14 protein-coding genes and 1 tRNA gene are annotated in these 12,847 nt (G+C 53.3%); 3 read left to right on the top strand and 12 right to left on the bottom strand.

Annotated elements, in window-relative coordinates:
• Nucleotides 1-12: 12 nt before the first annotated feature.
• The 9 genes from ccmI to ccmA all read right to left on the bottom strand — a co-directional run bounded on the left by ccmI (nt 13) and on the right by ccmA (nt 7,249).
• On the bottom strand, nt 13-1,227 hold the full coding sequence (ccmI, locus tag AC1DUO_RS01835) for a c-type cytochrome biogenesis protein CcmI (RefSeq protein WP_013574530.1): 1,215 nt from the start codon (nt 1,225-1,227) through the stop codon (nt 13-15).
• On the bottom strand, nt 1,224-1,709 hold the full coding sequence (locus AC1DUO_RS01840) for a cytochrome c-type biogenesis protein (protein WP_013574529.1): 486 nt from the start codon (nt 1,707-1,709) through the stop codon (nt 1,224-1,226). The genes ccmI and AC1DUO_RS01840 overlap by 4 nt, the downstream gene beginning before the upstream one ends.
• On the bottom strand, nt 1,706-2,257 hold the full coding sequence (locus AC1DUO_RS01845; protein WP_013574528.1) for a DsbE family thiol:disulfide interchange protein: 552 nt from the start codon (nt 2,255-2,257) through the stop codon (nt 1,706-1,708). The genes AC1DUO_RS01840 and AC1DUO_RS01845 overlap by 4 nt, the downstream gene beginning before the upstream one ends.
• Nucleotides 2,254-4,227 carry a heme lyase CcmF/NrfE family subunit gene (locus tag AC1DUO_RS01850; RefSeq protein WP_455268814.1) on the bottom strand — a complete coding sequence of 658 codons (1,974 nt, stop codon included), beginning with the start codon at nt 4,225-4,227 and terminating at the stop codon, nt 2,254-2,256. The genes AC1DUO_RS01845 and AC1DUO_RS01850 overlap by 4 nt, the downstream gene beginning before the upstream one ends.
• Nucleotides 4,224-4,718, bottom strand: a complete 495-nt coding sequence (gene ccmE, locus AC1DUO_RS01855) for a cytochrome c maturation protein CcmE (protein WP_013574526.1) — start codon at nt 4,716-4,718, stop codon at nt 4,224-4,226. The genes AC1DUO_RS01850 and ccmE overlap by 4 nt, the downstream gene beginning before the upstream one ends.
• Entirely contained in the window at nt 4,715-4,975 is a 261-nt protein-coding gene (ccmD, locus tag AC1DUO_RS01860; RefSeq protein ID WP_013574525.1) for a heme exporter protein CcmD, read from the bottom strand. The genes ccmE and ccmD overlap by 4 nt, the downstream gene beginning before the upstream one ends.
• Nucleotides 4,972-5,709, bottom strand: a complete 738-nt coding sequence (locus AC1DUO_RS01865) for a heme ABC transporter permease (protein WP_477986353.1) — start codon at nt 5,707-5,709, stop codon at nt 4,972-4,974. Before AC1DUO_RS01865 ends, ccmD begins: the two co-directional genes overlap by 4 nt.
• A 217-nt stretch (nt 5,710-5,926) precedes the next feature.
• Nucleotides 5,927-6,586: a heme exporter protein CcmB gene (gene ccmB, locus AC1DUO_RS01870; protein ID WP_013574523.1), complete on the bottom strand. Its 660-nt coding sequence runs from the start codon at nt 6,584-6,586 to the stop codon at nt 5,927-5,929.
• A 21-nt stretch (nt 6,587-6,607) separates the two neighbouring features.
• Nucleotides 6,608-7,249: a cytochrome c biogenesis heme-transporting ATPase CcmA gene (ccmA, locus tag AC1DUO_RS01875; protein ID WP_455268813.1), complete on the bottom strand. Its 642-nt coding sequence runs from the start codon at nt 7,247-7,249 to the stop codon at nt 6,608-6,610.
• A 248-nt stretch (nt 7,250-7,497) separates the two neighbouring features.
• Here ccmA and AC1DUO_RS01880 point away from each other — a divergent pair, with 248 nt between their 5' ends.
• Together AC1DUO_RS01880 and AC1DUO_RS01885 are read left to right on the top strand one after the other, a co-directional pair.
• A complete protein-coding gene (locus tag AC1DUO_RS01880; protein WP_112151229.1) occupies nt 7,498-8,415 on the top strand; it encodes a formate/nitrite transporter family protein in 918 nt (305 codons plus the stop codon).
• Between the two features lie 90 nt (nt 8,416-8,505).
• Nucleotides 8,506-8,580, top strand: a tRNA-Arg gene (locus AC1DUO_RS01885).
• A 34-nt stretch (nt 8,581-8,614) separates the two neighbouring features.
• On the opposite strand, the gene nlpA is transcribed toward AC1DUO_RS01885, so the two are convergent.
• On the bottom strand, nt 8,615-9,433 hold the full coding sequence (gene nlpA, locus AC1DUO_RS01890) for a lipoprotein NlpA (protein WP_013574508.1): 819 nt from the start codon (nt 9,431-9,433) through the stop codon (nt 8,615-8,617).
• Between the two features lie 234 nt (nt 9,434-9,667).
• Here nlpA and AC1DUO_RS01895 point away from each other — a divergent pair, with 234 nt between their 5' ends.
• On the top strand, nt 9,668-10,195 hold the full coding sequence (locus tag AC1DUO_RS01895; RefSeq protein ID WP_037036282.1) for a GNAT family N-acetyltransferase: 528 nt from the start codon (nt 9,668-9,670) through the stop codon (nt 10,193-10,195).
• Between the two features lie 42 nt (nt 10,196-10,237).
• Here AC1DUO_RS01895 and AC1DUO_RS01900 read toward each other — a convergent pair whose 3' ends face one another.
• Together AC1DUO_RS01900 and AC1DUO_RS01905 are read right to left on the bottom strand one after the other, a co-directional pair.
• Nucleotides 10,238-11,776, bottom strand: coding sequence for an MFS transporter (locus tag AC1DUO_RS01900; protein WP_013574506.1), 1,539 nt, complete (start codon nt 11,774-11,776; stop codon nt 10,238-10,240).
• 41 nt (nt 11,777-11,817) lie between these two features.
• Nucleotides 11,818-12,840 (bottom strand): Gfo/Idh/MocA family protein, encoded by a 1,023-nt coding sequence (locus AC1DUO_RS01905; RefSeq protein ID WP_477986396.1) that lies wholly within the window; start codon nt 12,838-12,840, stop codon nt 11,818-11,820.
• Nucleotides 12,841-12,847 lie beyond the last annotated feature (7 nt).

The raw sequence follows: 12,847 nt of genomic DNA on the forward strand, positions 1-12,847 counted from the left end.
GTCGGTTCCTGATTAAGGAACCTGCTGATTAATCTCAATGCTGACCTGACCGTTGCCGGAAAAATCAGTCAGCGGACTGTCGCCGTACCAGTCACCTGAAGCTGGCGTTGCCAGACCATTTTGTGAAATACGAACGCGTACTTTTAATTGATGCAGCGAAGAAAGCAAGCGTTCCGGCATCATTGCGTTGCTGTCATCGACGGTGATCGCCAGCGGGAAGCGACTCAGCGGCAGCTTTTTCACCGCAACCGGCACCGGACTGCTGCCATCAGTCACCGAAATAAAGACCGTGCCATTCTGCGGAAGTTTCACCTGAGCCTCAGCAGAAAGCGTGACATTGACCGACAGTTTAACCTGATCCAGCCCCGCTTTTTGTTTTGCCTGCGCAATGCTGGCGTTGACCATTTCCAGGCGTTTGTCACCGGCTGGCAGGATTTTCTGCATAACTTCCCACGCGCCAATGGCTTGCGGGTAGTGTCCCTGTTCATATTCATTATAGGCCAGCAGACTTAATACACGCAGATCACCCTGAGATTTTTCCAGCATACTGCGCAAAAGGTTGCCGCCGGTAAGGTTATCCTGCGGATCGGACGAACGGGTTAACACTTCGGCATAACCGAGTTTGACTGACATATCATCCGGCGCGAGCTGATAAGCGTGGGCATAAGCCTGCGTGGCGGTGGCGGCATTATTGAGCGCCATCCCTACACGGCCAAGCATCACCCAGTCCTGGATATTATGCGGATTTGCCTGCAAATCGGTACGCAATCCGAGCCCTAAATCCTGTACGTCGGTGGCGGTCAGCGGCGCGCCGTGATCATCAGCAATGCGATGGCGTAAATCGGGCATACGCTGCATGACCTGATTCCACGCACTCACCTGCCCCAGACCACCGGCGTAGAGATACAAACCCAGCGTGATGATCACCAGCAAAATAGCACCGGGCACCAGCGTCCAGCGACCAATCGGCTGAATAGCGGCGGGCACCTGACCCGCCGGAATATCGGTCAGTAAGTTTTCCTGCAATTCCTGAATATGCGCCGGACGTTCGTCCACCACGCCCTGCGCTTCGTCTTCTTCCAGCTCAGTCAAACGGTGATGATAAAACGCTTTATTCAGCGCATCGCGGGAAGTGTGTTCCGCGCGGTCGCCACGGATAACCGGCACGATAAACAGCGCCAGTGCGATAACCAGCATCACCAAAATGCACAGCCAAAAAATGCTCATGATCCTTTCCTGTCGCTGTCTTTAAGTAACTGCGCCAGGCGCTGTCTCTCTTGTTCTGACATTGATGTGGCCGTGTTTTCAGTGCGCGCAGCACCCCGGCGGGAACGCATAAAAATCATGCCTGCGCCGATAACAATGACCAGCACCGGCCCGAGCCACAAAATAAAGGTAGAGGGCGTGACCGGCGGTTCGTAAGTCACGAAATTGCCATAACGCGCCACCATATACGCGACGATTTGCTGTCTGTCCTGCCCTTCATTAAGCAACTGAAACACCTTGGTACGCATATCGGCGGCGATAATCGAATCCGACGCGGCAATATTGGTGTTCTGACATTTCGGGCAACGCAACTGCGCCGTGATGTCCCGGTAAGCCTGTTCCTGTTCCGGCGATTTGAACTGATACGTGTCGATGGAGGCGAACGCGCTGACACTCAGCAGCATGCCCAGCAACAACGCAGGCAGCGATGAAATCAGTCTCATACATTGCCTCCGTATTTTTTGTACAGCGGCAGAACTTCGGTCTGCCAGACTTTTTCATTTAAGTCACCGGCATGGCGATAGCGGATAATGCCCTGTCCGTCGATCAGGAAGGTTTCCGGCGCGCCATAAACCCCCAGATCTAACCCCAGCATGCCGTCGCCGTCGTAAAGACTCAGCATGTAAGGATTACCCAGCGTGTTCAGCCAGTTGACCGCTTTCTGCCGGTCGTCTTTGTAGTTCAGGCCGACCACACGGACACCTTTCGCCGCCAGCGTATTGAGATAATCATGTTCGGCGCGGCAGGTCGGACACCACGTCGCCCAGACGTTGAGCAGCATCGGTTTGCCATCGCGCAGCACCGACTGATCGTAGGTTTTGCCCGCCTGCGCCAGCGATTCCAGTTTGAACACCGGCACCGGTTTGCCAATCAGGGCTGATTCCAGCAGCGTCGGATCATCGCCGTTGGCATTGCGGGTCAGTTGCACCAGAAAAGCCGCGGCCAGCGCCAGGAACAAAATCAGCGGAATAAAGAGAAGTTTACGGTTCATGCTTCTTCAGCCTCCGTCAGACCTTGCTTCTTAAGCTTTTTGCTCATGCGATAACGCGGGTCGAGAATACACAGCACGCCACCGGCCGCCATAAACAGGCCACCGAGCCAGATCCAGCGGACAAAGGGTTTGTAGTACAAACGCACCGCCCACGAGCCATCGTCCATCTCTTCGCCGAGCGCCGCATACAGGTCACGCGCCAGATTGCCGTCGATGGCCGCTTCGGTCATCATGCTGCGCGCCACGCTGTAGAAGCGTTTTTCGGCGTGCAGCGTGGTGACTTGCTTGCCGTTCTGCGTCACATCAATATTCGCCTCACCGCCGGTATAGTTCGGGCCGGTAATGTCACGAACATCGCGGAAAATAAAGTGATAATCATGAATATCCACGGTATCGCCGGACTTCATGCGCACATCACGTTCAACGCTATAATTCTGGCTAAACGCGATGCCGATCACCGTCACCGCCACGCCGAGATGGCCGAGCACCATGCCCCAGTGACTGCGTGAAAGTTTGGTCAGACCGCGCCAGAATGAATGACGATGGGTGGCGCGTTCGTGTAATTCCATCAACGTCAGCACAATCACCCACACCGACATCAGCATTCCCACCACGGTCATACCGACGATTTTATCCTGCAACAACCACGGCAGAAGAATCGACAAGACCAGCGTGACGACCAGCGCAACACCCAGACGACGCCACAGTTTGCTGGGCTCATCACGACGCCAGCGCACCAGTGGTCCGATGCCTAACAACAGCGCCAGCGGCGCCATCAGCCAGGTAAACATCGTATTAAAGAAAGGTTCACCGATAGAAATACTGCCCAGCCCGAGCTGTTTGTGGATAAGCGGCAGCAGCGTACCAAGCAGCACCACCAGCATCGCCGCCACCAGCAATACGTTATTGCCCAGCAAATAACTTTCGCGGGAGTGCGGTTCATGACGGCTTGGTGCGCGCACCGAGTTACCTTTAAAGGCGTACAGCAGCAGCGAACCGCCGATCACAATGACCAGATACGCGAGAATAAACATGCCGCGTGCCGGATCTGAGGCAAACGAGTGAACCGAAACCAGCACGCCGGAGCGCACCAGGAAAGTCCCGAGCAGACACAGCGAGAACGCAGTGATGGCCAGCAGCACCGTCCAGGCTTTGAACGTCCCGCGTTTTTCGGTGACGGCGAGCGAGTGGATCAGCGCCGTACCCGCCAGCCACGGCATAAAGGAAGCATTTTCAACCGGATCCCAGAACCACCAGCCGCCCCAGCCTAATTCGTAATACGCCCACGCCGATCCAAGCACGATACCGATGGTCAGGAACACCCATGCGGCTTGTGTCCACGGACGCGACCAGCGCGCCCACGCGGTATCCAGACGCCCTGCCATCAGCGAAGCAATCGCGAAAGCAAAGGCCACAGAGAAACCGACATACCCCATGTACAGCAATGGCGGATGGAATATCAGGCCGATGTCCTGTAACACCGGATTCAGGTCGCTGCCGTCCACCGGGAAATTAGGCAACGAGCGGATGAACGGGTTGGATGTCAGCAGAATAAACAGCAGGAAACCGCCGGTGATCATGCCCATCACCGCCAGCACGCGCGACACCGCATCCTGCGGCATACGGCGGCTAAACAGCGCCACGGCAAGCGTCCAGCAACTGAGTAATAACACCCACAGCAGCAGCGAACCTTCGTGCGCTCCCCACGTCGCCGCCACGCGGTAATACACCGGCAGGTGGGTGTTGGAATTATTAGCAACATAGGCGACGGTGAAATCATTCACCACAAACGCATGCACCAGAATAATGAACGCCAGCGCGATGCAGGCAAACATGCCGTAAGACAACGGGCGCGCCATCGCCATCATCCGGCCATCCTGACGTGCGGCGCCCCACTGCGGATAAATACTCAGCAATACCGCCAGCCCTAATGCCAGACAGAGTGCAAATGTTCCCAGTTCCGGCATCATGAGCGGTCGTTTCCTTTATCGTTACCCACGTAGGCCGAAGCCGGTCCTTTGTGGTTTTCTTTCATGGCGTCGGCAACTTCCGGCGGCACATATTTTTCGTCGTGTTTTGCCAGAACCTGAATGGCATTCACCACATTCCCCGGTTCCATCACACCCTGCGCCACCACGCCCTGCCCTTCACGGAACAGGTCGGGAAGGATGCCGTTGTAGGTCACGGCAATCGCGCCACGCGCATCATAAATTTTAAAGCTCACCTGCAAACTTTTCGGGTCACGTTTCACGGAGCCGGGCATCACCATGCCGCCGATACGCAGGCGCTGGCCCACCGTCGGCATTTCGTGGTCCTCGCCTTTGCCCTGCAGGATTTCACCGGGTGTATAAAACAAATCAATGTTGGAGCGCAGCGCGTACATCACCAGTGAAATGCTCAGACCAAGACCGATCAGCACCACCAGCGCCAGCGACAGCCGCTTTTTACGACGTGGATTCACAATAACTTCTCCGGGGAAGTGTCCGGTTCCAGCGGTGACGTCTGTGCGCCTGGCTGTTTTTTAGACTGAGACTGACTGATGCGTTTTTCGCGTGCCTGACGACGACGGACGTCGCCGAGGATTTGCCGGTGCTGAATCAGGGTATGCGCCACCAGCACAACCAGCGAGAGCAGCGTGGCAGCGACCGACAGCCAGACATAAAAGGCGTAGCCGCCCATCGCAAAGAAATCATGCCAGCTTGAGAATGCAGGACTCATCCGCGACGCTCCTTATTCACAAGACCGGCCACCCACGGACGCAGACGTTCCTGCACCAAAATCAGGTTTCGTAACCGCATCAGCGTCAGGGTAATAAAGAAGAACAGGTAACCGAAAATCGCCCAGCGCAGCGGATAACGCATGCTCGGGTCGATGGTCTGCTGCATATTGGTGGAACCCTGATGCAGCGTATTCCACCACTGTACGGAGTAATGGATGATAGGAATGTTCACCACGCCGACCAGTACCAGAATACCGGCGGCACGCCCGGCCAGACGGCGGTCATCAAAGGCGTTATACAGCGCTATCACACCGAGATACAGAAACAGTAACACCAGTTCGGAGGTCAGACGCGCATCCCACACCCACCAGGTGCCCCACATCGGTTTGCCCCATGCCGAGCCGGTGACCAGCGCGATAAAGGTGAAAACAGCGCCAACCGGTGCCATTGCCGCTACCGCCAGATCGGACATTTTCATCTGCCACACCAGGCCGATAAATGCCGCAATCGCCATCCCGCTGTAAACCCCCATCGACCAGATGGCCGCCGGGACATGAATATACATAATCCGGTAACTGTTACCTTGCTGGTAATCCGGCGGCGCATAGCCAAAACCCCATACCCAGCCAATCAGCAGGCAGGCAAGCCCCACAATCCCGAGCCAGGGAATGAACCGGCCACAGACGTGGTAAAGCCGTTCAGGCCTGGCGAGTTGATGTAACCATTTCCACATTGTTATCGTTGCTCACTCTAAAATGTCACTGTGTGATATGCCGTGAAACCTCGGTGGGTTCTTGCGCGGTCAGTGTTAAATCACCCGCACTTATTATTGGCAGCTCTATTGTTCACTATAGAGAAGTGTGATGTTAGTCAAAGGTTGCGTTTTTTCTTCTCTATTGTAACGACACGTAAAATAATTCTGTGCTATCGCCTTTTACCGGCAAAAAGTGTCAGTGGATACTCACTCTCAAAGCGGCGGCGGTGGCAAAAGGCGCTAACGTTGCACTGCCTGCCAGCATCGCGCCAAGAATGGCGAGATAACCGCCGATCGGCATCGACATCGAGGCGGCATCAATCGCGCCGGTGGCAAAAATCAGCACCGGAATATACAGCGGCAATACCAGCAGACTGAGCAGAACGCCACCTTTGCGCAGCCCGACGGTCAGCGCCACACCAATCGCACCGATAAAACTCAGCGTCGGCGTGCCCAGTAAAATCGTCAGTGCGACGGCTTTCCAGGTCTCAAAATCCAGTGAAAGCAGCAGCGCAATCAGCGGTGAAAGGATCAGTAACGGCAACCCCGTCACCACCCAGTGAGCACATACTTTCCCCAGAACCGTGAGTGCCAGCGGCGAAGGCAATAACAGAAGCTGCTCGAGCGTGCCATCGAGATAGTCATCACGGAACAATCTTTCCAGCGCCAGCAGGGAAGATAACAGCGCGGCGACCCAGACAATGCCGGGCGCAATGCGCGCCAGTAGTTCAGGCTCAGGGCCGATCCCTAACGGGAACAGCGTAATCACAATCAGGAAAAACCACAGCGGATTGATAATTTCAGCGCTTTTGCGAAAGGCAATTTTCAGCTCGCGGCGCAGGACTTTCGTAAACATTCCTTTTATATCCCCTTCGCGTCACACCGGCTCTGCGCTGGTCAGACGAAGTTTTCGCACGTCGCGGTTAACACCCTGCAAATCCTGATGCGTTGTCAGCAACACCATTCCACCCTGCTGCGCATGCTGTTCAAACAGCGCAATCAGTGTGGCAACGCCTTGTTTATCAATGGCGGTCAGCGGTTCATCGAGGATCCATAGCGGCGCATCGCTCAGCCACAGACGCGCCAGTGCGACGCGGCGTTGCTGCCCGGCGGACATCTGCCCCACCGTCACATCTTCATAACCCAGCAATCCGACGTTTTCCAGCGCCTGATAAATCGCTTCCGCGCTGGCATTACCTCTGACCGTCTGGCCATTCACAGACAGATAAAAGGCAAGGTTTTCAAACGCAGTAAGCACTGACTTTACGCCGGGCTGATGGCCGAGGTACAGAAGCTGCTGATGGAAAATATCGCGCTGACGGCGGGTACTCACGCCCTGCCAGCGGACTTCACCGGCGTCCGGAGAGGACAGCCCGGCAAGAATACGCAGTAAACTGGTTTTACCGGCACCGTTACGGCCTTCGATCTGCACCATTTCGCCCGGTTCGATAGTGAAACTTAAGCCGCTAAACAGGGTTCGTTCATCACGAACACAGCTCAGATCAAGGGCTTCAAACATGGTGATGTCTCTTATTTTTCACAAGTGTGCATCATATCACAGGCGTCAGGCGCGACGCAGCTCAGGGAGGCACAGTTTACCCGGCTGAAAAGCCTGAAATCCGGCAAACATCTTCTGAAATGTTCCATCAGGTTCATGGGTTAACGGTTTGTAACTTTTTTGTATACCTGCTCATAATTCACCTGCCTCGCCTATGCTTACTCATGAACATATCTGCAATCACTTTGCTTTACTTTTGGGGAACAACGATGGCCGGAGAAAAACAGCATCACAATGACAAGGATGTTGACAGTGACGAACATACACAGGGAAAGGAAATCGAGACCGGTGAAGAGAACTTGCCGTCGAAAGCAGCCGCCGTTCACGAAGTTATCCGCATGGAAGGTGAAAAAGAGCTTGAGCGCGACGGACAGGCGTTGCTGTGGTCGGCAATTGCCGCCGGATTGTCGATCAGCGCCTCGCTGATGGCAAAAGGCATTCTTCACGCCCGCCTGCCCGATACACCGGAACGTTTCTTCATTGAAAATATCGGTTATACCGTCGGGTTCATTATTGTGATCATGGCGCGCCAGCAGTTATTTACCGAAAACACCGTTACTGCCGTGTTACCCATCATGCAAAAACCGACCGGCAGAAACATTCTGTTGTTGCTGCGTTTATGGGGCATCGTGCTGGCGGGTAACGTCATCGGCGGCGGACTGGCGGCGCTGGTGTTTCATCTGGTGCCCTTTTTCGATACCGCAACCGACGAGGCGTTTCGCACCATCAGCATGGATATCATGAAAAAAGACCCCGAAGGTATGTTTGTCGGCGGTATGGTTTCCGGCTGGCTGATTGCCACCATGGTCTGGATGATCCCTTCTGCCGGGACCGCCAAACTGTGGGTGATCATGCTGATGACGTATATGGTGGCGATTGGCGACCTGACGCACATCGTCGTCGGATCGGTAGAAGTGCTGTATCTGGTGTTCTCGGGCGCCATTCCCTGGTACGAATTTATCTGGCCGTTCGCCCTGCCGACACTGGCTGGCAACATCTTCGGCGGCACCTTTATCTTCGCGCTGATAAGCCACGCGCAGATCCGCAACGATATGAGTACTCAGAAAAAAGCTGAAGCGAAGAAAGAGGAGCAGGAAGCAGCGAAAAAAGAGGCCGCGAAGCCCTGAGTGGCGAGGAAACGACCAAACGGCAGCCTGATGCCTTATTATTACGAGAAAAATGGGTATACTACGCGGGCGCTTTCCACAGGCGCCCGTGTCTCCTTAGTTAAACGGATATAACAAGCCCCTCCTAAGGGCTAGTTACAGGTTCGATTCCTGTAGGGGACACCATTTTTAGTGCTCATAATATTCCCCACAAACACCCTCACCAGCCCGGCACCGCCCCGCCGTTAAAGATCTTCTCCGCCGCTTTCGCCACTTCTGGCGACTGATAGGATTTCAGAAACTCTTGCACATTTTCCGCATCTTTATTGTCCGGGCGCGAAACCAGAATATTCACGTACGGCGAATTTTTATCTTCGATAAACACGCTGTCATGCACCGGTGATAATCCGGTTTGCTGGATATAGGTCGTGCTGATGATCGCCACATCGACTTTCGGGTCATCCAGCACACGCGGTAACTGCGCGCCTTCCAGCTCCATAATATTCAGATGATGCGGGTTTTCGGTGATATCCAGCGCCGTTGGCAGCAGGCCCTTGCCTTCTTTCAGCGTGATCAGTTTCTCTTTTTGCAGCAGCAAAAGTGCGCGGCCTAAGTTGGTCGGATCGTTAGGGATCGCCACCGTCGCGCCATCTTTCAGCTGATCCACAGTTTTGATTTTTTTCGAGTAGCCCGCCATCGGGAACACAAAGGTGTTGCCGACCACCACCAGATGGTAGTCGTGGGCTTTGTTATCCTGATCAAGGAACGGACGGTGCTGGAAAACATTCGCATCCAGATCGCCATGTTCGGTCGCGTCATTCGGTAATAATGAGCCGCTGAAACCAACCAGTTCGACGTCCAGACCGTATTTATCCTTCGCGACCTTTTTCGCCACTTCCGCCACATCCTGCTCTGCGCCATTAATCACGCCGACTTTGATATGTTTTGCATCACCACTTTTTTGATCACAACCCGCCAGCAGTAATCCTGCCAGCAAAAACACAACACCCGTGCGTAAATGAGCTATCGTCAGTTTCACTTTTTTTCCTTAAAAAATAACCGCTAATGCGTAATGAAAATGACTATAACAGGAGGATGGTCGCTGTTTAAAAAACCAATAAAGCATCGCTAAGAAGAAAAAAGCATATAGATGACCCCGCTTAAGTCCGGACATCCAGATCTTTTACTTATATCAGTCATAAAAAGTTTGCCCTCCCTGACGCATTTGGGAAAGAGTAGACGGAAGAGAAAACACTGATGAGAACCTGCAAGAATGGAAATTATTGAAGCCGGAGAGCAGCATATTCCCGCGATACAGAAAATTTATGCCTGGCACGTTCTCCATGGAACCGCCTCGTTCGAGACACAGCCCCCGGATGAACGCGAGATGGCGGGCCGGCTGAAGAAGATTAAAGAGGCAGGTTTGCTCTGGCTGGTGGTTTTGCATGAGGATGAAGTGAAGGGATATTGCTATCTGGGTCATTATCGCGAACGCTATGCGTATCGCCACACGCTGGAGGATTCTATCTATATTGATCCTGCTTTTCAGAAACGCGGTGCGGGTAAAGCGTTGCTGCGACGGGCGATAGACTGGGCGGAAACTCACGGCTATCGTCAGTTGATCGGTAACGTCGGTGACAGCGAAAATAAAGCCTCAATTGGCTTACATCTCGCCGCCGGTTTTCAGATGAAAGGCACCCTGCATAGCGTTGGATTTAAGCATGGCCGCTGGCTGGACACCGTGTTTATGCAGCTCGCGCTGGGTGACGGAAACCAGACCCTGCCCGCGCAGGATCACTGACAGAAAATACCTGCGGGCCGGTTGCGGCCCGCAGGTTACGGGTTACTCAATCGCTAACTTTTCCCTCGCGGTTTTACGTGTCGCGCTCCCGCCCCAGACTTCGTTATATTCGTAACCGGTCAGATCTTTAATCACCTTACGTGACACCTCATCGCAGTCTTCCTGCGCGCCACCCAGTTTCAGACGGGCGGTTTCCTTGATCAGGATTTTATGTGTGTCCCGCGTCAGCTTGAATTTGAAGGTCATGTAGAAGCTGATCGCCAGCAACGCACCGGTGGCGAAGATCATCAGGCCGATGATCGCGTGTAACGCGCTGAGCGGCTGAGCACCCTGCCCTTTCACAAATCCACTTTCTTCCAGCACCAGGCCAATCACCATGATGGCAATCGCAACGGTACTTTTACGGGTAAACACCATCACACCGGCAAAAATTCCTTCACGACGTTTTTTGGTGACTATTTCATCGACGTCCGGGATAAAGCTGTAAATATTCCACGGAATATAATAAAGCCCTGAACGTCCAAAGCCTAAAATAACGAAGATGGAAGTAAAGAGAATTAACGGCACCGTTGCGTTGGTGATATAAATATAAAACAGAGCAGCCAGCACGAAGAATATACAACCATAGGCGATTCGCAGCGCGGCAGAAGGCGAAAGATTCATTCGTTCCATCACCATCATATAAACAATCGTCGATGGCACAGAAACAAAGGCCGCCACACTTAAATATCCGGAAACCGATCCCACATCCTGATTCAGACCATAAACCACATAGTAGGTAAAGACGGCACCGAATACGTCCATGGCGGTAAAGGAAGCAATATAAATAATAATATGCTGGCGGAACATGCGGATATTAAAGGATGAGATAAAATCTAAAACCAGACTCTTCAGATGATGCCAGAGACTGCCGCCTGTTTCCATTTCCGGTTCCGGCTCATTCGGATCCCGCACGTCTTTGGCTTCCCAGGTACACAGCCATGTGGTGAATACCGCGATACAAAATACCGTGGCGAAGAATATGCCGGTATAGGTATACGTCATCGGATTATCTTTACCGGTAAACATCATGATGACGCCCGGCACAGACACAGCCAGGAAACCGCCGAGCTGCGAGCAAATCATACGCACACCGGCGAGACGGGTACGTTCGCCGAAGCGGTTGGTCATCTCGGCGGCCAGCGTTTCCCACGGCACCAGCACCATCGCTGAAAGTAATTCAATCGACAGATATGTGCCAAGATAATACCAGTAGCCCATGTCCTTTACCCAGACCAGCGCATACAGGAACATCAGTGGCGAACTGATCAGCAGGAAAAACCGGCGGCGACCAAACCGTTTTCCGAGCCAGGTATTTCCGAAGTGATCGGTGATATAACCCATGATCGGACTTAATACGGCATCAATGACACGGGCAATAGCAAAAATAGATCCCGCTTCTAAAACGGTTAATCCGCAATACATGGTATAGAAGAATAAAAGCCAGGTACCGATAACGGCGAATGCACCACCGCCAAATAAATCAGTTACGCCATAGCCTATAGCCGTGCCGTAACCTACTCTGCGTTCAGTAGGTTTCATTATTATTATCCTGTGAATGTAGGGTTATTATTAATAGAGATTTAATCAGCCAACGTGATCCATTTCCCTGATTGTGAGGAGCGGTAAATCGCACCGACAATATTCAGGGAAACTTCGGCTTGTGAAACAGAGATATAATTTTGTTCTTCAGGATGACGTACAGAATGATAGAAATTCGAGACTGCCTGACGATGACTGTCGCCCCAGTAGCTTTTGGCTGTTCCTGACGGGCTGTCATCACTTATCAGCAGCGTTTTATTTTCTCCTTCAATCAGCCACAACACGTTGTGATACAACTGCAACAGTCCTTTTTCACAATGAATTTCCAGCAGCAACGGTGAATCGGTGCTGTGGCAGTTCGTTGCGTAAAACAATCCATGCGCACCGTTGCCCATTTTCAGGCTGACCATCGCTGTGTCTTCATTTTCAGTCAGCTCACTGAGAAAGGTTCTTTCCACCACGCCTTTCAGCGCGTGAACACCGCCGCCAAACCACTGCATTAAATCCAGCGTATGTATCGCCTGATTGATCAGCAGGCTGCCGCCTTCAGTGGCAAAACGCCCGCGCCACAGGCTTTCGCTGTAATAAGCACCACTGCGCGACCAGGTCAGAATAGCTTTGATGCTCAGCATGTTGCCCAGTTGCCCGCTTTCCAGCAGCGTTTTAATTTTCTGACTGGAAGGATTCAGACGGTTCTGGTAACACACACCTGTCAGCCCCGCAGCCTGTGACGCTGCGAGTTTAATGGCGCTGACTTCTCCGATATTCAGCGCCACCGGTTTCTCGGTAAAAACATGCTTTCCCGCCGCCAGCGCGGCGAGAATAGCCTCCTTGTGCAGATGATGCGGCAGGCAGATATGCACCACGTCAATCTGCAGATCGCACAACATTTCGTGATAATCCGTGTAAAAATCACAGCCATATTCCTGCGCCAGCGCCCGGCCTTTGCCAATATCGCACTCCGCAATCGCCCTTAACTGGCAATCCGGTTCGTGCCGGATCGCTGCCACATGGCAGGTATGGATAGACCCGCAACCGATCACCGCAGCCTGGAGAGTTTTCATCATCTGC

The organism is Rahnella sp. P4_A8, from assembly GCF_056402435.1.